Origin of the sequence: Burkholderia sp. Ax-1724, assembly GCF_011752995.1 — a bacterium.
Lineage (GTDB): Bacteria > Pseudomonadota > Gammaproteobacteria > Burkholderiales > Burkholderiaceae > Paraburkholderia.
Genome location: NZ_VWWL01000001.1, coordinates 245,735 through 268,735 on the forward strand (window position 1 = coordinate 245,735; position 23,001 = coordinate 268,735).

The window sequence follows — 23,001 nt, forward strand, 5'->3', positions numbered from 1 at the left end:
TATTGTGAGTTCCTCATCGATTGTCGCTCGTAACATCTCCGTCGAATTTCCGATTTACGAGAACTCGCATCGTTCGCTGAAAAAGGCGGTGCTCAATCTGACGACGGGCGGCCGGATCGGCCAGGACGCGGGTCGCCATGCGATCGTCCGCGCGATCGACGACCTCAGCTTCACGTTCGGCGAAGGCGAGCGCATCGGCCTGATCGGCCATAACGGCTCGGGCAAGACGACGCTGCTGCGCACGCTGTCGGGTGTCTATGCGCCGGTGCGCGGCGAGCTGAAGGTGCAGGGCAAGATCGCCTCGCTGCTCGACGTGTCGATGGGCCTCGACCCCGACGCGACCGGCTTCGAAAACATCTATCTGCGCGGCATTCTCGACGGGCTGAAGCCCGCGCGCATCCGCAGCAAGATCGACGAGATCGCCGACTTCAGCGAACTCGGCGACTACCTGAATCTGCCGGTGCGCACCTATTCGAGCGGGATGATGCTGCGCCTCGCGTTCGCGATCTCGACGAGCGTCGAAGCCGACATCCTCATCATGGACGAATGGCTTAGCGTCGGCGACGCCGAATTCAGCGTGAAGGCGGCCGAGCGGCTGGAAAGCCTCGTCGGCAAGGCGGCGCTGCTGGTGGTGGCGTCGCATGATCCGAAGCTCGTCGCGCGCGTGTGCAACCGCAAGATCTCGATGGAGCACGGCAAGATGATCGCCGACGAAGCCGTGCTGCCGCCGGAAGAAACCGACGAGCCGCCCGTCAGCCACACCGCGCAGTTGCCGCACTGAGCGTGCGCGGGCGGCCGTCGCGCCGCGCGTGCATGACCGTCGGGCGTCGCGACGTGAGCCGCATTGGCGCGGCGTAATGCCTGGCGTAGTGTGGCCGGCCTGTCGCGGCGTGGCGCGGTACCGTGCATGGCGCACGGCGCGCCGTCGAGCGTGACGACACCGCGAGACACCGCGACCCGGCGGCGCAATCATCCGGACGCGCGGTTCAGTAACACCGCTCGGGGCTCGTCCCCGAGGCGCAACAAGGTTCGAATTTCATGCGAGCTAATCACCCATTCCTGCGCTACTCCGAATCCCTGCTCGTGCGTCAGCCGTTTCGCACGTTGAAGGGTTTTGCGGGCGGCTATATCGCCTATCCGATTGCCGAGAGCGCCGAAAAACGCAGCGTGCGGCCGAAAATCCGCGAACTGCGCGAGCACTACACGCTGCCGATGCCGCATCGCCGCCGCATCGCGCTCGAACGGCTCGCCAACATGCTCGAATTCGCCGGCGCGAAGGTGCCTTACTACCGCGATCTGTTTCTTGCGAGGCAGTTCGAGCCGGCCAGGGTCAAGGACGACCCGCGCTATCTGGAAGAGCTGCCGTACCTGACCAAGGACATCATCCGCGAGCAGGGGCCGCGTCTGCTGTCGGGGCCGCTCGTGGCGGGCCAGCACCATGCCTGCAAGACCGGCGGCTCGACCGGGCTTTCGACGACGATCTACTACGACCAGCAAGGCGCCGATTATTCGTCGGCGGTCACGAACTATTGCCGCGAGCGGATCGGCAAGCTGCGCCATCGCTCGGAGCTGCACTTCGCATGCCGTTTCCCCGATCAGGCCGTGCCCGAGTGGCCGTCGCGCGAAGACTTCAAATGCTTCGCGATGAATCGCAGCAACATCTTCTTCGACCGCATCGACGACCAGGGCCTCGAGGAAATGTGGCGCACGCTCAAGCGCCGCCGGCCGTATCTCGCGCACTCGCATCCCTCGACGATGTACGCGCTCGCCTGCTACGTGCAGCGCAAGTACGGCGGCGGCAAGGCGTTCCAGGTGTTCGAATCGAGCGGCGAGCTGCTCGAACCGCAGGCGCGCGAGATGATCGCGAAGGCGCTGCGCTGCCGCGTGATCGACCGCTACGGTCTCGCCGAACTCGGCGTGATGGCCTACGAACTCGACGGTCATGAAGGCGGCTTCCAGATTCTCGAATCGGAAGGCTGGCCGGAAAGCCGCGTCGCGCCCGATAACCCCGACGGCGCGCACGAACTCGTGTTCACGGGTTTTCGCAACCGGCTGATGCCGCTGATCCGCTACACGACCGGCGACCTCGCGCGCGTGCAGGAAACGGAAAAGGGCTTCTTCCTGACCGACGTGGTCGGCCGGATTCACGACGTCGTGCCGATCAACGGCGTCGCGCATCCGACGCACCATATCCAGGACATGCTCGATCACCGCGTCGGCGGGATTCAGGAATTCCAGATCGACTTGCGCACGACGCCGCCCACGTTGCGCATCGTGCTCGAACCGCATGCGAACGCGGAAGAAACGACCGCGAAGCTGCGCCACTTCTGGCAGGACGCGTTCACGATCGCCTACGTCGGTCACGACGACTTCGTGCGCGTGGGCAGCCGCGCCAAATTCCGTCACGTGGTGGGCGCATGATCGGCGTCGCGTGTCCCGAGGCGCGCGCCGAGGCCGGCCAGTATGTGCTGGCGGCGCTGCGGCGCTCGGTCAGCACGACCCAGGCGCAGGCGATCACGCGCAACGTGCTGCACGAGATCGCGCCCGACGTCGTGGTCGCCGTCGACGCGCCCGATGCCTGGAGCGCCGACCTGATCGCTTATGTGAATGCGCGGCCGCGCAAGCTGATCGTGTTCGGCCATATGCCGATCGCGCTCGCGGACTATCTGCGCTATCGGCCCGCGGCTTTGCCGTCCGGGCTCGGCGCGGCGAGCCGCAGTGCCTCGGCGCCGGCGGGCGAGTCGCGCGAAAGCGCGGCGGCGGTGCGCTATGGCGCGTTGGCACAAACACTCGGCGGCGCGCAGTGGCATCGCCCGTTCGAACGCTTCGACTTCACTGACGAGTGGAACAACCTCGGCTACGGCGCGATTCGCGCCGACGGCTCGATCTGGGCGCTCGCGGAAGCGCCTCAAGTGCCGGCCGAAGCGGAGCTGGCGTCGGTCGTCGTGAACGGCGAGCGGCAGTTCGCCTACGCGGCGTTGTGGGAGGCGGGTGCCTCGGCCGTGCTGTGGTTCAACCGGCCGGCCGGCCCGTGCGATTCGTTCGAATGGCGCCTCGTCGAGCAGTTCCTGTCGGGCTACCGGGCCGATGCGCTGCCGTGTCAGCCGGTGCTGAGCGAACTGCCGTGGGGCTATGACGCGGCAATCACGTCGCGGCTCGATTGCGACGAGGACGTCGAATCGGCGCGTCCGTTGTGGCAGGCGTACCAGCGGCTCGGCGTGCCGTTCTCGCTCGCCGTGCATACGCAGAACCTGCAACGCGGCGGTCAGCACGAAATCCTGCGCGAACTGCTCGCCGACCGGCAGCAGGGCGCGGTGCTGTCGCATACGGCGACGCACTCGCCGAACTGGGGCGGCAGCTACGACACCGCGCTCGCCGAAGGCGCGCAATCGGCCGAACTGCTCGAACGCGCGACCGGCGTGCCGGTGCGCTACGCGGTGTCGCCGTTTCACCAGTCGCCGCCGTATGCGATGCGCGGCCTCGTCGACGCGGGCTACGCGGGCTGCGTCGGCGGCATCATCCGCAACGATCCCGAGTTTCTGACGGCGCGCGGCGGCGCGCTGGCCGGCTTGCCGGCGGGTTTCGTCGGCCATAGCCAGCAATGCATGCTGCACGGCGACTGCATGCGCAAGGACGGCGATCCGCTCGCGATCTTCAAGCAGGCCTTCGACATCGCCTACGCCACCCACACGCTGTTCGGCTACCTCGATCATCCGTTCTCCGAGCGCTACGCCTACGGCTGGTCCGACGAGGCCGCGCGCATCGACGCGCACGAGCAGTTCATCGCCTATATGCGCGGCAAGGCGCAGCGGCCGCTGTTCCTGCACGAGGAAGACGCGCTCGACTTCCTGCGCTTCAGGTCGCTCACGCACATCATCGAAGAGGACGGCGCGTTTCGCGTCGTGACGCCGTCCACGCACACGCTGCCCCTGACGCTCGGCGTCGAGTTCAAGGGCACTCACCAGCAGGTCAAGGCGGGGAACGCATTGCAATGAAAGTCATGGTCGTGATGGGCACCCGGCCCGAGGTCATCAAGCTCGCGCCGGTCGTGCGCGCGTTGCGCGGCGAGTTCGAAACGATCGTCTGCGCGAGCGGACAGCATAAGGACATGGCCGCGCAGGCGCTCGAATTCTTCGGCATCGAACCGGACATCACGCTCGATACGATGAGCCCGGGGCAATCGCTGAACGCGTTGTCGTCGCGGCTCATTGCGGCGCTCGATCGCGCGCTCGACGAAACGCGCCCCGACTGGGTGATCGTGCAGGGCGATACGACGACGGCGTTTTGCGCGGGCTTCGCCGCGTTTCATCGCGGCATTCGCGTCGGCCACGTCGAAGCGGGGCTGCGCACCGGCGATCTCGCGAGCCCGTTTCCCGAGGAAGCGAACCGCAGCCTGCTCGGCCGCATCGCGACGCTGCATTTCGCGCCGACCGAACGCGCGCGGGAGAGCCTGCTGGCCGAAGGCATCGCGGCGCAGAAGATCGTCGTGACCGGCAACACGGTCGTCGATGCGATCGCCGAAGTGCGCGCGAGCTGGAACGTCGCGCCGCCCGCGAGCCCGCTGCCCGAATGGCACGGCGCGCAGCAGCAGCATGTGCTCGTGACGTGCCACCGGCGCGAGAATTTCGGCGACGTGCTGCAGGACATCTGCCGCGTGCTGCGCGATCTGTGCCAACGCTATCGCGATTACCGCTGGGTGTTTCCGGTACATCTGAACCCGGCTGTGCGCGGCCCCGTGCATCGCGAGCTCGACGACATCGCGAATCTCACGCTGATCGAGCCGGTCGACTATCCGACGAGCCTCTATCTGATCAGCGGCAGCGCGGTCGTGGTCAGCGACTCGGGCGGCATTCAGGAAGAAGCGCCGACCTTCGGCGTGCCGGTGGTCGTGATGCGCAATCACACCGAGCGCCGCGAGGGTGTCGATGCCGGCTTTGCGACGCTCGCGGGCCAGAGCGCGGCCAGCATCGAGAGCGCGGTGATCGGCTGGCTCGACGACCCGGCGCGGCGCGCGGCGCTGCGCAATCGCGCGAATCCGTACGGCGACGGGCTGGCTTCGCGGCGCATCGTCGAGAGCCTGCAGGGTAGGCCGGTCGAGGTGTTCGTTGGCTGACGGTACACGGGGTACGCAGGGTACGCACGGCCAGAACGGCGCGCTCGCCGCGCACGACTGCGTGCTGTTCTCGACCGCGGACTGGGACGAACCGTACTGGACCAACAAGCAGCACACGGCGAGCATTCTCGCCGCGCGCGGCTGGCGGATTCTGTACGTGGAGAGCGTCGGTTTCCGGGCCCCGAAAGTCGGCAGCGGACGCGACTGGTCGCGGCTATGGCGACGCCTGTGGCGCGGCGTGCAATCGCTCGTGCTCGGGCCGCCACAACGCGCGGACAACCTCTGGGTGCTCTCGCCGCTGCTGGTGCCGGCCGGTCATCACCTGCCGTTCGTGCGTTCGCTGAACCAGGCGCTGCTGCGCTTTTCGGTGAACCGTTTCGCGAAGTCGCATCGCTATGACAAGCCGGTCGTCTGGACCTACCACCCGTACATGCTCGATGCGATCGCGACGCTGCCGCGCGGGCCGCTGGTGTATCACTGCGTCGACGACATCGCGGCGATTCCCGGCGTCGACGTCGAGGCGTTCCGCAACGCGCAGCACGATCTGCTCGGGCGCTGCGAGGCGGTGTTCACAACCGCGATGTCGTTGAAGGAAGTGTGCGAGCCGTTCAACCGCAACACGCATTTCTTCGGCAACGTCGTCGACGATACGCACTTCGGCACGGCGCTCGACGACGCTCCGCTGTCCGCTGAATTACCTGCCGAACTGGCCGCGATCGCCGAGCCGCGGCTCGTCTATCACGGCGTGCTGTCGGACTTCAAGGTCGACTTTCCGCTGCTCCTGCAAACGGCGCAGGCGCGGCCGCAATGGCAGTGGGTCATCATCGGCGAGGAACGCGAAGGGCAGCGCAGCGAACTGCTCGCGCAGCTCGCGCGCCTGCCGAACGTGCACCTGCTCGGCTATCGCCCGTACGGCGTGCTGCCGCAGTATCTGCGCGGCATGCGGGTGGGCGTGCTGCCGACGCTGCTCAACGAATACACGCGCTCGATGTTTCCGATGAAGTTCTACGAATATCTCGCGGCGGGTCTGCCGGTCGTGTCGACGCCGCTCGATTTCGCGAAGGAGCCGCGCGCCGGTCTCGAAGTGGGCGGCGACGCGCACGCGTTTATCGCGGCAATCGAAACGCAGCTCGCGCGCGGCAAGCTGAGCGCCGACGAAGCGCGCGCGGCGGTCGGCGAGAACACCTGGGAGACGCGGCTCGACAAGATGCTGGCGATCACGTTCGCCGGCGAGCCGGCTGGCGGCGGCGCGCGGGAACCTCGCGCGGAGGTGCGCGCGTGAGGGTCGTTCATGTCTACCGCACGTATTTCCCGGACCCGCCGGGTGGCCTGCAGGAAGCGATCCGCCAGATCGCGCTGTCGACGCGCGAGCGCGGCGTCGAAGCGCGCATCCTGACCTTGTCGCCGAACCCGGTGCCGGACATCGTCGACTATCCGGAAGGGCAGGTGATTCGCGAGAAGTCGTGGGCTGCGCCGGCGTCGTGCGATCTCGGCGGACCGTGCGCGGTGATGAAGTATCGCGAGATGGCCGCGTGGGCCGACGTCGTGCATTTTCATTTTCCGTGGCCGTTCGCGGACGTGCTGCATCTGCTCGGCCGCACGCGCAAGCCGACCGTGATGACCTATCACTCCGACATCGTGCGGCAGAAAGCGCTCGGCGCGATCTACGGGCCGCTGATGCGACGCACGCTGCGCAGCATGTCGGCCGTGGTCGCGACGTCGCCGGCCTATGCGCAAACCAGCGAGACGCTGGCCGCGTGCGTGTCGAAGGCGCGTCTGAAGACGATTCCGCTCGGCATCATCGATTACCGCGACGAGACGCTGCCCGATCGCGTGCAGCGCGACGTCGAAAGCCGGCTCGGTCTCGCGGATGGTGAGCCGTATTTTCTCGCGCTCGGCGTGCTGCGCTACTACAAGGGGCTGCATACGCTCGTCGAGGCCGCGCCGGGTATCGGCGCGAAGCTCGTGATCGCCGGCTCGGGCCCGGAGCGCGAGCGTCTTGAGGCTCTCGCGCGGCAGCACGGCGCGCGCAACGTCGTGTTCGCGGGGCAGATCACGCATGAGGAAAAGGTCGCGCTGCTCAAGGGCTGCCGCGCGATGGTGCTGCCGTCGCATCTGCGCTCGGAAGCGTTCGGCATGGTGCTCGTCGAGGCCGCGATGTTCGGCAAGCCGATGGTGTGCTGCGAGGTCGGATCGGGGACTTCGTTTGTGAACGAGGATGGGGTGACGGGGTTCGTCGTGCCGCCCGAGTCGCCCGCGCGGCTGGCTGCCGCGATCAACCGCTTCGCGCTCGACGAAGCGTTGGCGCGCACGATGGGCGCGGCGGCGCGGGAGCGGTATGAGCGGCTCTTTTCCGGGCCGGCGTTGGGGAGTGCGTATCGGGCGCTGTATGAGGACGTGATGCGCGGCGGTGTTTGAGCCGCCTACTTCGTGCCCTTTTGCGGCGCGGTTCTGAAGACCCACAGCTTGGCCGTCGCGAAGTTCACGAACATGCCGGCGACAGAGCCGGCCGCGACCGCCAGCAAGGGGCTCGCCGGACCGTGCGGCAGCAGATGCAACGCGAGCACGTAAGCGCCGTAATTGCATGCGCCGCCGAGCGACATCGCGGCCAGATACTGACACCATTCGCGCCACAGCGACGTGCCCGCCGCCGCGGTGAACGTGATGCGCCGATTGATCTGCCAGGTGACGAAGGCGGCGCACAGGAACGAAATCGCGCGCCCCGCATAGGGACCGCAACCGACGGCCAGGGCGGCATAGAGCACGCCGGCATCGACGGCAAAGCCGACCGCGCCGGCAACCGCGAACCAGATGAATTCGCGGTGCAGCTTAGCCACCTTGGCTCCGCGACTTCAGGGCGGGGATCGCGAGATAGGCGATGCGCTTCAGTTCGTTCCGGCCGCGCGTGACTGTGTCGAGAACGATGCCGCAAATCAGCAGGATCGCACCGAGCAGCATCAGCACCGTGCTGAGAATGAACGTCGGGATGCGCGGCACGAGGCCGGTTTCGACATAAGTCGTGAGGACAGGGATCGCCAGCACGATCGACAGCAGCGTGCAGATCGCGAAGCCCGTCGTGAAAAACGCGAACGGCCGCTCCGACTTGAAGAGCTTCAGGATCATCATCAGAATCCTGAAGCCGTCGCGGTAAGTGTTGAGCTTGCTTTCCGAGCCTTCGGGGCGCGACGAATAGCGCGTTTCGACTTCCGCTACGGGCATGCGCATGCCGAGCGCGTGGACCGCGAGTTCAGTTTCGATCTCGAAGCCCTTCGAGTGGGCCGGGAAGGTCTTCGCATAGCGGCGCGAAAACACGCGATAGCCCGACAGCATGTCCTTGAAGGTCTTGCCGAAAATCGTCGCCGCGCATTGCGTGAGCAGCACGTTGCCGAAGCGGTGGCCGAGCCGGTACGCGGTTTGCTCGTCGCTCAGACGCGAGCCGACGACCATGTCGAGCTTGTTTTCGATCAGCAGATCGACGAGGGCCGGAGCGGCGGCCGCGTCGTAGGTCGCGTCGCCGTCGACCATCACGAAGACGTCCGCGTCCACGTCCGCGAACATGCGGCGCACGACGTTGCCCTTGCCTTGCAGCGGCACGGAAATGACCTGGGCGCCCGCCGCGCGGGCGACGTCGGCCGTGTTGTCCTTCGAGTTATTGTCGAATACGACAATGTCGGCGTCGGGCAGGCTTTTGCGGAAGTCGCCGACGACGGTGCCGATTGCAGCCGCCTCGTTGTAGCAGGGAATGACGACGGCAATTCGAACAGCAGGGGTGTCAACCATATTCTTGAGGTCTTTTGCGGTAGCGTCTCGTCGCATGCAAGACGGCTTGCCAGTGATTAAAAGGCGCCGGAGAGATCGCCCCTCTTTGGGCAATTTTACCTGAAGCCGTATGACCTCCCTCGGCCCGCCCTGGGCCGCATGCCGCGCGCGAGGTGCGCGGCATGCGCAGACGGATGGCACACGGGATCAGCGGGGCTTGCCGCTCCGGTAGCCGCGCAGCGCATCGAACGCGAACACGAGGCAGCCGAGCAGCAGCGCGAGATAGGCCCACTTCATATGCGGCGGCAGGAAGCGGAACTGGATGTCGGCGTGACCGGCGGGCAGCTCGACTTCCTGGAAGATCTCGCCGCTGCGCGCGATCGGCGCCTCGTTGCCGTTGACCGTGGCGCGCCAGCCGGGCATGAACAGTTCGAGACGCGACAGCTTCGAGGGCGCGTCGCATTGCACGTGGGCCGCGTCGCGATCCTGCGGCGTGATCGTGCAGCCGGGCGCGCTGAAGTAGGGGGCCGGCGCGGACAGTTCGAGAATCCGCATCACTTCGTCGCGGTAGACCTCCTTCAGGTCCTGATTCGGCGGTCCGGCGAGGTAATCGCGCAGCTTCCTGAAATCCGGCGCATCGATATTGCTCGGCACGAGCGCATAGCGCACGCCGATGCGCGCGTAGGCCTCCCGGTTCGCGACGAGGCTATCGGCCGCGGACGGTCCGTTGGGATCATGCCGCGTGACCCCGGGAATCGGGTCCTGGTTGCTGTCGAGATGCGCGTTGACGTAGTGCGTCCAGTCGGACGGCGCCGGCAGATCGTTGTAGTTGATCGAGGCAATGCCGAAATACGAGCCGTAGTTCGGTGCGATGGGGCCGAACGTCGCGAAACGGTTCAGGCCCAGGTTGTCTTGCAGATAGCGCACGCCGGCGAGATGAACGGTCGAGTGGCGCGGGTGGCTGAGCGTGGGCACGAGGAAATTGACCACGCTTTCGACGATCAGCACGGTGGCGAGCGCCGTGGCGGGCGACCGGAGCACATCCATGCGCCACGCGACGACGGCGAGAGCCAGGAGGACCGCGAGGCCGAAAACGGCGCCGCCATGCGCGATCATGCCCGTGGGCACGATGTGATGCTGGATCATCGGGATGAGGCTGAGCAAACAGGCGAGCGCCGTGGCGGCGACCGCGAGCTTCAACCGCGCCGGGCGAGGCTGCGAGCCGATATCCGTCAACGCAAGCGCCGACAGAACGCACAGCGCGAGTTCCCACGACGGCGGGAAATAGCGGAAAAACGCGGCGTACTTGACGCCCGGGATGATGCGCGCGAGCGCATGAATGCCCGGTACGCCATACGTCATGCCGAGCGTCACGAGCACCCAGACGGCGAGCGCGATGCGCAGGCCGCGCAGCCGCTTGCCGCACATGCCGTACAGCGCCAGCACCGACAGGGCGATGCCGGCATAGCCCCCAATGGCGCCCCAGAAGCCCTCGATTCCCCGAAGCTGGAAGATGCCGCCGAACGCATAGGGCATCCAGGTGCCGAGCAAGGTCGAGCGTTGCATGACCACGCCCGCGAAGCCGTCCCCCGCGTGACCGCCCGTGTCCGAGAGCGGCAGGTAGTCGAAGAACGCGAGCACGATCGGAGCGGCAATCGCAAGCCCGACCAGCCCCCCCACCGCGACGTGCATGACGAAGCGCCCACGCGTCGCGCCCGGCACCGAGGCCGCGCGCACCAGCGTCCAGACGACGATCAGCAGGCCGTTCAGATACGCGACCTCGGGAAAGCCGGCATAGAGCGAACCAGCGATGCCGATGGCGATCCATGCCGCATTGCCACGTCGTCCTTCGGCGATATGCTCGCGGAGATTTTCGACGCCGAGCAGCACCATCGGCAGGAACGGCACCGGGTTGACGATCGCGTTGGCGAGCCAGGCAAACGTGCCGTTGAATTCGAAGGCTAGCGCACCCGCCAGAGCCGCGAGCGGGACACAGCCGAGTTTGCGCAGCAACGCCCATGTCGACAGCCCGGCGATGATCTGCAAGGACAGATGCATGTACAGCTGGCCGTTCGGCAGCGCGAGCAGAACGTTGAGCGGCGACAGCGCCGCCGCCTGCATTTCGCCGGCCAGCGGCACGCCCACGCCTTCGTAGTGATTCCACCATGGCAGATGGCCCGACAGAATGTCGAGCGCCGCGCGATGGCCGAGCGTATGGCTCGTAAACGCGATATTCGGATCGATGGTCGGCATCGGCGGGAAGCCGCCGAACGGACCCGGCAACACGTTGGTGGCGATGCCGCTATAAAGCGCGAGCGGGTCGGAAATCAGAATGCCGAGCAATAGTGGCGCCTTGACCAGCAGGGGGGCGAGTATGACGATCGCGACGCAGATCGCGAGCTGCCGGCGTTGCGATGGTTGCTCGGCAGGTTCAATAGGGGGCATGTGCTGCGCTCGAATGGGTGGTAATAGCGCGCCATCCTAGCATTTCAAAGTCTTGACGGCAGCATCGGCCCCACCTTCCTTCCCTTTCCGGCGGCCTTCCTCGCGTGTTGCCGATATGCCGTAAAACGCGGTCCGATGCGGGCTTAACGCGCCTTCCTGATCCGGAAACTCGCGCCGGGGTTGCGCATGAAAAGCGGTATGCGCGCGTTCATCAGGTCGGCGTGGAAGTGGCCCATGAACGTATGCGTGCGCGCGACGTTGCCGAAGAGACGTGCTTCGTTCTGCTGGATATCCGGAATCGACGGAATTGGCGAATAGTCGTGGCCGGGCGGCACGTCGCCGAGATTCGAAAAATGCGGCATGCCGGTTGGCAGCGAGTCGCGATATCCGTGACGCTCGGCAATGAGTGCTGCGACTTCGGGATGTTGCGCCGCCCTTTACGGTTGCTTACAAAATATTCGTCGTCGCCAAGGGCAGCGCGCGAAGCCGGTGCGGCCACTGCGGCAAGGTGCGGCGCCCGCTATCGCGAGGCGCTTCGATAAACGTGACGGACGGCCTCGCGGCGAGAGCGCTGGCGCGCCGCGACAGCGGCCGTTTGCACGATGTTTTGGCGTAAAATCGAGCCCCTGCCGACAACGGTCCGAGCCTCTCCCGCTGACGACCGGCGCCGGGACTGCGCAGCGTCCCGCGGAAGGCCAAAGCCCACGATTCGGGACGGAGCCCGCAATATGCATTTCAAGATTCTCCTGACCACTCACAGTACCGCGTTCATGACGAGCGGTGGTGGTGAGTCGGAGCTCGTGCAGGTCGCCGAACTCCTCAACGATTCGGACGTACAGGCCGACATTTACGGCATCCGCAGCCGCCCGCTGCGCTTTTACGACGCGGTCATGCACTTCTCCGTTCATGCGGACGGCGAGGCGATCGTTCGCGAGACGGTCAATCACGGCAAGAAGCTCTTTCTCTGGCCCAACGTCTGGTGGCTGAGCCCGCCCGACGCCGCCGAAATCAGCCGGATCGGGGCGTTCGTGCGGCGTGCCGACCGGCTGCTCTTCAAGTCCGCGACCGAACTCGCTCATTTCAACGCGCATATCGCCGTCGATGCCGACAAATGCGTGGTGGTCGGCTCCGGTATCTCCGACCGGTTCCTCGCGCCAGCCGACAAGGATTTGTTGCCCACGGTCTGCGATGTCTCGGACTACGTGCTGTGTCTCGGCCTGATCGAGCCGGTCAAGAACCAGCTCGAACTGATTCGCGCGCTGAACCGCCTCGAACTGAACGGGCTCATGGTCGGCGGCTTCCGCGACGAGGAATACAACCGGCAATGCATGAGCGAGGCGCATCGCGGCATCCACTTTCTGCCGTTCATCCAGCCATGCAGCGCGCTGCTGCGCTCCGCGCTCGCCAACGCGCTCGTGGTCGCGGAGCCGAGCTTCGATCCGCCGGGCCGCTCGTGTCTCGAGGGCGCATTCGTGAAGAAGCCGCTCGTCATGGTCGATGGGGAGTGGCAGCGCGAGCACTTCGGCGGCAATGTCTGGTACGCGGCTTCCACCCGCGCGACGGACATCGTTCCCGCGCTTCAGGCAGCCCTTTCCGACACGGAGCGGGATGCGAAGATTGAAAGCAATTACGAACGGGTCTATGCACGGCATTCGTCGAGCACGGTAGCCGCAGACCTCATCAGACACCTGATCGATGCCGGCCTCACACACTCCTAAGATTCCTCGCCTGCTGGTGGTCCAGCGGCGCTCCATGACCGATGGGCGGATGAGTTCGCGCACGATCGGCGCGCGGTTCGCGCCTTTGCTGTCGTATATGCAGCGGCATCAGATGATCGAGTGGGAGCAGATTTCGGAAGCGGACGTCGGCGTGAGCCATCTGCATCGCTTCGACGTCGTGCTGTTCAACAAGCACGTCTCGAACCTGTCGCTGCAGATCATGCGGATGGCGAACGAACTCGGTCTCCATACGATCTACGATCTCGACGACTGGCTGCTCGATCTGCCGTCGTGGAGCGTCCTCGAAATGAACGAGGACGTGCTCTACAACGTGCTCGCGATGATTCGCGAGGCGAGCGCGGCGACCGCGTCGAACCCGCTGCTGCAGGAGCGCATGCGCAAGGTGCGGCGTTCCGACGACGTGCTCATTATCCCCAACGGTTTCGATCATCAGGCTTTCGATCTTTCGCCCGAATTGTGGACGGAAGCGCAGCCGCCGAAGATCATCTTCTCGAACCTCGACGGCATCAAGCTCGTTCATTTCCGCAAGGATTTCTTCGCGACGCTGAGAAGCTTTCTCACGCGCAACGAACACGTCCTGATCGATTTCTGGGGCGATCCGTTTCCCGAGCTTCATTCGATTCCGCGGGTGACGCATCGCGGCAGCCGCAGCAATATCGAGTACAAGAAGGCGATTCGCGACGAAGGCTATACGTTCGCGATCGTTCCGCTCGGCGCGGAAGAAGACCCCGAGACGCTGTTCTTCAACTCGTGCAAGTCGCCGATCAAATACGCGGATTACGGCAGCCTCGGCATTCCGAGCATCTATTCCGATTGCCCGACCTATCGCGAGAACGTCAGGCATCGCGTGACCGGCTATATCGCGCCGAATACGGCAGAGGGCTGGGCCCAGGCGCTCGAAGACATGCTGCATGACGCGCCGCTGCGCCAGGCGATCCGCGAGCATGCCTATGCCGACGTGTTCGACCGCTTCAGCGTGCGGCGCATTTCGGCGATGTTCCTGAAGGCATTGCCCGACCCCGCCTCCAACCCGTCTTCCAGGTCTTTGCGTAACTAACTTTTATGGATCTTCTTCTGATTCGCCACGGCCAGTCGTTCGCCAACGTGGCCGGGCTGCTGAACTCGACCGAGCAGGACGAGTTGACCGAACACGGCCTCGACCAGGCCGCGAAGCTGCGCACGCTGATGGAAGGCCGCGGCCTCGTGCCCGATCGCGTGTTTTCGAGCCCGTGGCGCCGCGCGCTGCAAACCACCGAAGTGCTGTTCAAGGACCGGAGCGACTGGACCGTCGACGCGCGTCTCGGCGAAACCAATGCGGGTCGCTTCGCGACCTGGAAGGCCGAGGATTTTCGCGTGGCGTTTCCCGACTGGGGCAAGCATCTGTCGGACCGTTACGAAGGCGGCGAGTCGCATCTCGAACTGGCCGCGCGCTCGGTGAACTGGGTCGAGGAAGAAGTGCTGCGCCATGCGGACAAGCCCGGCCTGATTGCCGCCGTCTGCCATGCCGGACCGATCTCGGTGATCTCGCAGTACCTGCTGAACGTTCCGCTGTCCCGATTCCCCAACGTGCTGGTGCCGAACGCATCGATCACGCTGTTCCGGCAGAACCCGCATAACGGAAACTTCTATCTGCAGATCGCGGGGTTGTCATGAGTGCATCGATCCGGATTTTCGAGCCGCTGTACGCGCCGGGGCAGGTGCTGTCCGAACCGGCTTTTCATCCGCTCGTGCTGCGCAACAACGAGCACGCGGCCTGGCGCGAGTTCTACATTCTCGTCGACATGTACCGCAAGGGCGTGCATTTGCAGCAGGACTTCACGGCGCTCTTTTCGCCGAAGTTCGCGTTGAAGGCGCGCATCGACGGCAGCCGTTTTCTCGAGTTCGTGCAGGCCAATCTCGATGCCGACGTCTGCATGCTTAACCCGTTTCCGCAGCTCGCCTATTTCTCGTACACCGCGTGGATGCAGGGCGAGCATGCGCACCCGGGGCTCGTCGAGCGCAGCCAGGCGTTGCTCGACGCATGCGGGATCGGCTGGAATCTGCGCGAGGCGCCGCGGCAGTCGGCGGATACGCTGTGCTATTGCAATTTCTGGGTCGGCTCGCAGTCGTTCTGGGAGAACTATGTCGGCAAGGTGCTCGAACCGATTGCGACCTTCCTCGAAACGCAAAGCGACACGGAAGCCGCGCGCGGCGTGCTCGAACCCACGATTCATTCGGATGACGCACCATTCCTGCCGTTCGTGGCGGAGCGGCTTTTCAGCACGTATCTGTCGCTGCATCGCGACGTGAAGGTCGCCGCGTATCCGATCGAGGGCGATGCGGTGCTCGACTATTGCGTCAGCGATTTCGAAAAGGACATCGTGCGCTATATGCAAAAGCCGATCGAGGCCGCCGACCGGGAGGCCGTTTTTCCGGCCGGGCAGATCGAGTTGATGAACCTGCTGTGCACGCTGTCGCAGAAGTACGTGCGCGCGCACTTTTCGTTCACGCCGCATCCGCATACGGGGCAGCCGATCGACTTCGAGCGGCGCGGCAAGTAACGCCGCGCGGGAGCGGGGCGGGGTGCCTGGGTTTGCCTCGACTCGGCCTCGATCGATAACGCGCCGTTGCCGCTTATTTCTTCGCGACGTGCAGTGCGGCCGCAACCGCCGCGTGCGGCCGCGCCGGCGAACGCGCAGCCGCGCTCGCCACACCGATAGCAGCGAAAATCGTGCTCCAGACCTCGTCGCTGGCACGTTGCAGCACGCCGTCGGCGTGCTTCACATAGTCCATGTCGACGGAACAGCGCCCGCCCGCCTGGCCGAGGCGCTGCATCAGCGGCGCGACCCACGTTGCGAGTTCGGCCTCGGCGTCGAACACGCAGTCGGGCGGACAGATCTCGTGGGCGGCCGTGCCGCCGCGTACGAACACGGGCTTGCCGTAGTGCATCGCTTCGAGTACCGGTACGCAGAAGCCCTCATGGCGGCTCATCGCGAGCAGGCCGTTGGTGCTTTCGTAGCATTCGAACAGATCGGCGTCGTCGAGCATGCCCTTGAAGTCGACCTGTTCGAGCACGCCGAGGCTGCGCGCGTGATTGATCAGGAACTTCAGATAATCGTAGTTCGGCGTGCTGCCGACGATACTGAGCGTCGCGTTGAACTCGCACTGCTTGAGCAGCGCGAGAATGCCGATGCCGTCCTCGATGCGCTTGTGCGGCACCACCCGGCCGACCATCAGCAGATTCGGCGCGGGCCTTTTGCGGCTCTTGTGCGGCGGCTCGCGCCGGAACACGTACATGTCGGGAAAGACCGGCGGCACGATCCTGATTGCGCTCGCCGCGACGTTGCCGGCGAGGCTTTGCGCGGTGTTGAGCGAATTCGCGACCACCATGTCGAAGCGCGCGAGCAGCGGCAGCTGCGCGAGCGCCTGCTCGCACAGCTGCGCGGTGCGCGGTTCGAGCGCGCGCAGCAGTTGCGGATCGGTCACGCCGTGGAAGTAGCAGATTTTCCGGCAGTCGAGCGCGAGAATCCGTTCGAGATACGGATCGAAGATCGAGTAGCTGAGCAGGACCACGTCGTCCCGGGCGACTTCGTCGAATAACGCGTCGAGCGGGCGTACTCCGTGGGTTCCCTCGTCGAACCCGCTGGCATACATCTCGGCCGGCATGCCGAGACGTTCAGCCATTCGAACGAATCCGATGCAGTGGTTGCCCACCGCATCGCCCGAGAAAATGTCCGGAGCACACACTCGTAGCGTCATTTCGCTGTTACCTCGACAATGTCGGCCAATCGTCGGGCATAGGCGCGCGCAACTGCTTCGACCGAGTAATCGCGCTCGATCCGCGCCTTGCCCGCCTGTGCGATGCGCTCGCGGAGCGGCGCATCGTCGATCATACGTTTGAGCTGTTCGGCCGCGATCGATACATCCGGATCGCACCAGTACTGGCCTTCGGCGAACAGATAGTCGCCCGGGCGCAGCGGAACGAGTTCGCCGTCCACGAGAAAGGCGGTGTCGGGCTCGCAGAAGTCGACGTTGCCCGAGAAGTTCGTGACCACGACCGGCTGGCCGAGCGCCATTGCTTCGGCGATCACGCGGCCGAAGCCCTCGCTGCGATGCAGGGAAATATAGGCGTCGCAGCAGGCCATGAAGTCGGTCGAATCCTGCCGGCTCAGACGCTCCGAGACGATGTGGATGCGGCTGTCGCCCGCGGCCAGATCGAGCACCGCGCGCCACACGGGATCGTCGTCGCGCACGTTCATCGCCTTGACCACGAGCCCGACGCCCGGCGAGCGCTCGCCGAAGGCCTGCTTGAACGCCTGCACGCCCGCGAGCGGGTTCTTGCGGCTCAACCACGAGTTGCCGTCGAACATCAGGTAGAACAGAAACTCGTCGCCCGGCAGGCCGAAGCGTTCGCGTTGCGCGGCCAGCGGCGCGGGCACCTCGACCGCCATCGGCATGTGATAGACCGGCGTGTTGCCGAGCCGGCTGTACACGCTCTGCACGAAGCGGCTCTGCGCCCAGATTTCGTCGACCATGTGATGCACGTTGCCGAACGCGTCCGGCCAGTGGGGCAGTTCCCACGGCCACGCGCCGATCTTGTGGGTCGGCGCGTCGATCAGCTTGCGGCCGCCTTCCAGCGCGAGACGCACCATCTCCGGCGCGGGCAGGCAGATCAGGCTCACGTTGTACTTCAGTTCCTCGCTGATCAGATGATCGACCGAGTTGTCGAGCCGTGCCGGTCCCGCCATCGGCGCATTGACCAGCGTAACCGGCGTGGACGAGAGCTGCAGCACGCGCGCGGCCATGCGCGCGTCTTCGCCGAGGCCGAGCACGCCTTGCGGAAAGCCGATCACGTTGACGCCGAACTCGTAGGCCCCGGCGACGCGCGCGTGATAGCGGGCCGGTTCGGGCCTGCCGTCAGCGCTGTCGTCGTCCTCGTCGGAACCGTCGGCGCTGTCGGCCCACTGCACCTTCAGCGAACCGACGAGCGGGTATTCGGCCGATCCGCACTTGTTCCACCAGTGCACGAGCTGATCGCGGCCCTGCGCGGTGTTCAGGTCGTACACCTCGCGCAGATCGGGGCGGTCGCTCGCGATCATCGTGAGGAAGCGCGGCAGCAGCGTATCGTCGGCCGGCTGCTCGTCGTCGATTCGCGCGAGTTCTTCGGCGAGATGGGTCGGCGACCATTGAAGCGCGTAATACTCGTCGTGGCCGTGCTTGTCCCACCACGTAATGAAGCCGAGCCTCGCGCTGAAGCTGTGCAGATCGAACGATCCCTGCAGGTCGGGACGCTCGTTCCAGATCAGCAGCAGGAAGCGCGGCAGCAGCGGCAACGCGCCCTGCGCGCCGGCTTCGAGGCTGAACAGGGCGTCCGGCAGCGGCGGGATGGTCCAGCGCAGCACCGGATATTGCTGCTGGCCGTGCTTGGCCCACCACGACAGGCACTTCAGGCGTCCGGTGAAGCTGTCGAGCGAGCAGAGCGCCTGCAGGTCCTCGCGCTCGCCTTGCAGAAGCCGCAGGAAGTGCGGCACCGGCAGCCAGTCGGGGTGCGCGCCCCATTCGGGATCGAACATCCGCGCGGGCGTCGTGGGCGGCACCCAGCGGGCCGCGCCGTACTGCCGCTGGCCATCTTCGATCCACCACGACAGGCAGTTGAGCCGCCCCTTGAGCGAATCCAGGTCGAAGGACGCCTGCAGGTCCGGCCGTTCCCGATAGATTTCGGCGAGGAAGTGCGGCACGTAGGGACCGCCGTCGGCGGGAATCCGCTCGGGCTCGAGCATCGCGCCGCCGATCGGCGGCAGCGACCACTTGATGCGCGGATATTCGCGCTGGCCGTGGTCTTCCCACCAGCTCAGGCACGCGAGCCGCGACGTGAAGCTGTTCAGGTCGAAGGCGGCGCGCAGATCGGGTCGCTCGGTCGTGACGAGCGCGAGAAAGCGCGGCAGCGGCATCGCGCCGGAACCGGGCGCGTCGATCGGCGCGAGCAGCGCGGGCCACTCGACCGGCGGGCGCCACGTGACGCGCGGACAGTCGCGCTGGCCGTACTCGTCCCACCAGTTGAGGGCGTTCAGATAGCCGGTCAGCGTATCGAGCCTGAACGCCTGCGAAAGATCGCCGCGATTGCGCACGATCATCGTCACGAGCTTCGGCAATTGCAGGCCGGCTTCCGCGAGCACGGTTTCCGGCTCGAGCAGCGTTTCGCTCAGGTGCTTGGTGTCGAGCACGCTCGGCCTCGTCGAGCCGAGCCAGTACGCGACGGCGCTCGGGTGACGCTCGATCAGCGTGTCGTTGTCAAGCTGACGCAGATATTCGAGGTCTTCGTGCCGCAGCACCCAGTTGAAGTCCGGATACGTTTCCCGTGCCGACATTTCCCACCAGAAGTACAGCGTGATCCGGTCGTCGAGCGCTTTGGAATTGAAGCGCGCGAGATCGCCTCTGAATTTCATCAGAAAGTAGATCGCGCTCGGCAGGCAGAAAAGTTCCCCCGGCGACGGGTGGCGATATTCCGCCAGCCATCCGGTCTTATTTTTTTTTGGTCCCAGATTAGTCAAAATTTGCAACCCTTGAAGGCCAGGCGAAGGAAAAGTCGTCGGCAGTCAGTGTCAGATTGGGCGAGTAGCACGGATCGTTCATCAGCAGATGCCCCCAGCGCTGTCTGACCAACTCGGATTCCTGGTTAAAGCGGCTGATTTTTTCGGGTGTGTCTTCGGCGCCGCGAGTTGCCGATTCGTGATGATAAAGCTCGGCGTAGGGCGTCCACACATTGCGGTAGCCCGCCTGCCTCACGCGTAGGCAAAAATCGATGTCGTTGTAGGCGACGTGTAATTGTTCGTCGAGGCCGCCGACCTCCTGGTAGATCGACTGGCGGATCAGCAGGCACGCGGCGGTCACGGCGCTCATCGTGTTGCGCAGGCGCGCGCGCGCGAAATAGCCCGGGTTCGAATTGGGGAAATGCTTGTGCGCGTGGCTCGCGATGCCGCCGACGCCGAGCACGACGCCGCCGTGCTGGATCGTGTCGTCCGGATACAGCAGCTTCGCGCCGACCGCGCCGACGTTCGGCTGCAGCGCGAGCGCCACCATTTCCTCCAGCCAGTCGCCGTTGATCACTTCGATGTCGTTGTTCATCAGGCAGACGAAGTCCGCCGTGCTCGCGAGCGCGACGCGATTGTTCAGCGCCGAGTAGTTGAACGGCGAATCGTCGCGCACGATGCCGATGCGCCCGTCTTCCCGCAGGCGCGCGAACAGGTCGTGCGTTTCCTGCTTGACCGAGCCGTTGTCGATGATCGTGATGCGGAAGTTCGGGTAGCTCGATTTGCGCCGCACCGATTCCACGCATTGCTCGACGAGCCCTGCGGAATCGCGCGTCGGAATGATGATCTCGACCGACGGCAGCGTGTCCGGCAGGTCGTAGGCGACCTTGTTGAACGCGTCGGTGCCCGGCGCGTGCTCGGTGTGCGCCTTGATGCCGTTGCGCGCGAGGTGTTCGTCGAGCGCGCGCATCGCCGCGATGTGCGCATACGGCTTGGCTTCGTGGCCGGCCGCCGTGCTTTCGGGAATCATGCGCCAGTGATAGAGCGCGCGCGGCACGTGGTGCACGCTGTGATGACCGGCGCGGTCGATCACGCGCAACGCGAGGTCGTAGTCCTGCGAGCCCTCGAAGCCGGTGCGAAAGCCGCCGACTTCCTTCATGACCGACGTGCGGTACACGCCGAAGTGCGAAATCATGTTCTGGCTCAGAAACAGATCGTAGTTGAAGTCGCACTTGAAGTACGGGTCCGAGCGCACGCCGTCGATCGAGATCTTGTCTTCGTCGCTATAGATCACCGCCGCGTCGGGATGCGCGTTGACGACCTCGGCGATGCAGTAGAGCGCGAGCGGATGCAGTTCGTCGTCGTGATCGAGCAGGCCGACGAATTCGCCTACCGCCAGTTCGAGCGCCGTATTGCTCGAGGTGCTGATATGGCCGTTCGTCGCGCGGTACGCGACCTTGATGCGCGGGTCTTGCGCGACGTAGCTGTCCAGCACCTGCTTCACTTCGGGCTTCGTCGAGCAGTCGTCCGCGATACAGAACTCCCAGTTCTCGTAGACCTGGTCGATGACCGAATCGATCGCCTTGCGCAGCCACTTCGCCGGCGTGTTGTAGGTCGGCATGACGATGCTGATGAGCGGTTGCCGCGCCCACGTTTTCGAGCGCGCGCGCAACTCCGGGTAGAGCGAGGCGGGCGGCTCGTGCCGCTCGATCCACTCCTGATACGTATGGCCGACGCTCGGCGGCGGCGCCGGCTGCGCGCCGCCGCCCCACGCGGCCATCCGGCGCGCGCGTTCGAGCAGTTCGGCCGGGCAGTCGCCGTCCGCCACGGGTTCGAGCCTGAAGTTTTTCAGCGAGAACAGTCCCGAGCGCGCGATCGGGTCGAGCCGCAGCGGGCCGGCGAGCGGCGGGAACGCCACGACCTGGTCGACCTTGCCGTCGGCGCCGACCGCGAGGCTGATCGTCGTATGTTCCGACATGCCCGCGCCCGCGTCGAAATAGATCAGGCACGGCGAGGCCGGCATGTCTTCTTTAACGAGTTCGAACGAGATGCGCGCGGCGCGCCCCGACAGTTCTTCCCAGCCCGTCAGCTCGAACTGCGGATCGCCATTGGCCGCCTTCCATGCGAACCCGGGATTCGGGGAGGTCTCGACGTTATTCAGAGGACGAAGTTCGAAATTATTCATTTTGTCAGCAGGGAATCGTAGAGAGCTTTCAGGGGCGACAGCACGGCCTGCCAGGTCAGATCGCGCACCGTGCCGCCCGGGCGAGGCGCGCCGCCGCGCGGTTGCGCGAGCGCCGCGCGCAGCGCCGCCGCGATGCTGTCGACGTCGGACGGATCGAGATAGGCGACGTGCTGCGCGAAGTATTCCTCGGTCGAGCCGACTTTCGTCACAGCAATGCGCGCGCCCGCCGCATGCGCTTCGAGCGCGGCCAGCCCCGGCGTTTCGAGCGTGCTCGGCAGCACGAACGCTTCGCAGGCCGCGTAGGCCGAGCGCAGCACCGGCGAATCGTGCGCGAGCGTGCCCGCGTAGACGAGCTGGGCGCCGCCTTCGGCGAAGCACGCCCGCGCATATTCGGGGTCGCGCTGATGGCCGATCAGCACGAGCTTCAGTTCGGGGAACGACTTCATCGCGCGGATCAGCGCGAGCTGGTTCTTGCGCGGCTCGATGTTGCCGACGTTGAGAACGAAGCGGCCGTCGATGCCGGTTTCGCGGCGGAACAGTTCGGGCGCGACCGGCTCGTAAAAGCTCTGCTCGACGCCGTTGAGCACGCTGACAAATTTCTCGCGCGGCAGATCGAAGATGCGCGCGAGCGTGTCGCACTCGATTTCCGAGTTGGCGACCACGCGGTCCGCGAGAAGAAACTGCTGATGGATTTCGCCGATCGGATAGAGATGCTTCGTTTCTTCCGTCACCCAGAGGCTCGACGACACGACGAGCGGCAAGCCGAGCTGTTTGACGAAGTTGCAGAAGTGCACCGAGCCGCCGACGCACGAGAAGAAATGCACGACGTCGTGCTCGAGAAAACGCGGATTCCACGGATCGAACAGCGTGACGTCCACGCCGTGCGCGGGCAGATGCTTGCGATACGCCAGCAACTGGATCTCTCCGCCGCCTGGGGTATGGAAAGCCATCGGGTAAGTGGCGAACAGCACTTTCATAGGTGGCGCTCTTTTGGCTCAAACAGGTTCTTGTCTTCAGACGCGCGCGTGGTGCCGCGCATGTCCTGGGTTGCGGCCGCCCCGCGCGGGTGGCCTCATGCCGGCGCTCGCTCCGGCGCGCGGGCGGTTGTCCGCTCACGCGGCCCGGCGGCGGGCCTGCTTGTGCTGTTGTCGAGCACGTTGGATCGATACCACGAATTCCACATGCGCGAATATGTTTGAGTTGTTACGAAGTGTACGAACGGGGCGCCAGCGGGTACACGTCCGTTTTATC

Annotated in this window: 18 protein-coding genes; 10 read left to right on the forward strand and 8 right to left on the reverse strand. The window is 65.4% G+C overall.

All coding sequences use genetic code 11. The features are described from left to right. Positions 1-4 precede the first annotated feature (4 nt). The 6 genes from F3J19_RS01035 to F3J19_RS01060 all read left to right on the forward strand — a co-directional run bounded on the left by F3J19_RS01035 (position 5) and on the right by F3J19_RS01060 (position 7,531). Positions 5-781: an ABC transporter ATP-binding protein gene (locus F3J19_RS01035; protein WP_167036328.1), complete on the forward strand. Its 777-nt coding sequence runs from the start codon at positions 5-7 to the stop codon at positions 779-781. Positions 782-1,038: 257 nt separating this feature from the next. Next, a complete protein-coding gene (locus F3J19_RS01040; RefSeq protein WP_167036331.1) occupies positions 1,039-2,421 on the forward strand; it encodes a phenylacetate--CoA ligase family protein in 1,383 nt (460 codons plus the stop codon). Continuing rightward, a complete protein-coding gene (locus F3J19_RS01045) occupies positions 2,418-3,995 on the forward strand; it encodes a polysaccharide deacetylase (RefSeq protein WP_167036333.1) in 1,578 nt (525 codons plus the stop codon). The genes F3J19_RS01040 and F3J19_RS01045 overlap by 4 nt, the downstream gene beginning before the upstream one ends. Next, positions 3,992-5,113, forward strand: coding sequence for a UDP-N-acetylglucosamine 2-epimerase (non-hydrolyzing) (gene wecB / locus F3J19_RS01050; protein WP_167036335.1), 1,122 nt, complete (start codon positions 3,992-3,994; stop codon positions 5,111-5,113). The genes F3J19_RS01045 and wecB overlap by 4 nt, the downstream gene beginning before the upstream one ends. A 61-nt stretch (positions 5,114-5,174) precedes the next feature. Beyond that, the gene (locus F3J19_RS01055) at positions 5,175-6,395 is read left to right on the forward strand and encodes a glycosyltransferase (protein ID WP_345890992.1); all 1,221 of its coding nucleotides are present in this window, start codon (positions 5,175-5,177) and stop codon (positions 6,393-6,395) included. Further along, positions 6,392-7,531, forward strand: coding sequence for a glycosyltransferase (locus F3J19_RS01060; protein ID WP_167036338.1), 1,140 nt, complete (start codon positions 6,392-6,394; stop codon positions 7,529-7,531). Before F3J19_RS01055 ends, F3J19_RS01060 begins: the two co-directional genes overlap by 4 nt. A gap of 5 nt (positions 7,532-7,536) precedes the next feature. Here F3J19_RS01060 and F3J19_RS01065 read toward each other — a convergent pair whose 3' ends face one another. From F3J19_RS01065 to F3J19_RS32485, 4 genes are all read right to left on the reverse strand, one after another. Continuing rightward, a complete protein-coding gene (locus tag F3J19_RS01065) occupies positions 7,537-7,950 on the reverse strand; it encodes a GtrA family protein (RefSeq protein ID WP_345890990.1) in 414 nt (137 codons plus the stop codon). Then, entirely contained in the window at positions 7,943-8,893 is a 951-nt protein-coding gene (locus tag F3J19_RS01070; RefSeq protein ID WP_167036341.1) for a glycosyltransferase family 2 protein, read from the reverse strand. Before F3J19_RS01070 ends, F3J19_RS01065 begins: the two co-directional genes overlap by 8 nt. A 186-nt stretch (positions 8,894-9,079) precedes the next feature. After that, positions 9,080-11,317, reverse strand: a complete 2,238-nt coding sequence (locus F3J19_RS01075; RefSeq protein ID WP_167036344.1) for a YfhO family protein — start codon at positions 11,315-11,317, stop codon at positions 9,080-9,082. A 143-nt stretch (positions 11,318-11,460) separates the two neighbouring features. Further along, positions 11,461-11,679 (reverse strand): hypothetical protein, encoded by a 219-nt coding sequence (locus F3J19_RS32485; protein WP_240158608.1) that lies wholly within the window; start codon positions 11,677-11,679, stop codon positions 11,461-11,463. Positions 11,680-12,045: 366 nt separating this feature from the next. Here F3J19_RS32485 and F3J19_RS01085 point away from each other — a divergent pair, with 366 nt between their 5' ends. Genes F3J19_RS01085 through F3J19_RS01100 form a run of 4 tightly spaced genes read left to right on the forward strand, consistent with a single transcriptional unit; the run spans position 12,046 to position 15,596 of the window. Next, positions 12,046-13,035 (forward strand): glycosyltransferase family 4 protein, encoded by a 990-nt coding sequence (locus F3J19_RS01085; RefSeq protein ID WP_167036347.1) that lies wholly within the window; start codon positions 12,046-12,048, stop codon positions 13,033-13,035. A gap of 49 nt (positions 13,036-13,084) precedes the next feature. After that, on the forward strand, positions 13,085-14,113 hold the full coding sequence (locus F3J19_RS01090; protein WP_240158610.1) for a glycosyltransferase: 1,029 nt from the start codon (positions 13,085-13,087) through the stop codon (positions 14,111-14,113). A gap of 5 nt (positions 14,114-14,118) precedes the next feature. Next, positions 14,119-14,709: a histidine phosphatase family protein gene (locus F3J19_RS01095; protein ID WP_167036353.1), complete on the forward strand. Its 591-nt coding sequence runs from the start codon at positions 14,119-14,121 to the stop codon at positions 14,707-14,709. Then, entirely contained in the window at positions 14,706-15,596 is an 891-nt protein-coding gene (locus tag F3J19_RS01100; RefSeq protein WP_167036356.1) for a hypothetical protein, read from the forward strand. The genes F3J19_RS01095 and F3J19_RS01100 overlap by 4 nt, the downstream gene beginning before the upstream one ends. A 73-nt stretch (positions 15,597-15,669) precedes the next feature. Here F3J19_RS01100 and F3J19_RS01105 read toward each other — a convergent pair whose 3' ends face one another. From F3J19_RS01105 to F3J19_RS01120, 4 genes are all read right to left on the reverse strand, one after another. After that, entirely contained in the window at positions 15,670-16,719 is a 1,050-nt protein-coding gene (locus tag F3J19_RS01105) for a glycosyltransferase family 4 protein (protein WP_345890991.1), read from the reverse strand. 71 nt (positions 16,720-16,790) lie between these two features. After that, the gene (locus F3J19_RS01110) at positions 16,791-19,481 is read right to left on the reverse strand and encodes a glycosyltransferase family 4 protein (RefSeq protein ID WP_240158612.1); all 2,691 of its coding nucleotides are present in this window, start codon (positions 19,479-19,481) and stop codon (positions 16,791-16,793) included. A 97-nt stretch (positions 19,482-19,578) separates the two neighbouring features. After that, a complete protein-coding gene (locus F3J19_RS01115) occupies positions 19,579-21,750 on the reverse strand; it encodes a glycosyltransferase family 2 protein (RefSeq protein WP_167036365.1) in 2,172 nt (723 codons plus the stop codon). After that, positions 21,747-22,727, reverse strand: coding sequence for a glycosyltransferase (locus F3J19_RS01120; RefSeq protein ID WP_167036368.1), 981 nt, complete (start codon positions 22,725-22,727; stop codon positions 21,747-21,749). Before F3J19_RS01120 ends, F3J19_RS01115 begins: the two co-directional genes overlap by 4 nt. Between the last annotated feature and the right edge of the window lie 274 nt (positions 22,728-23,001).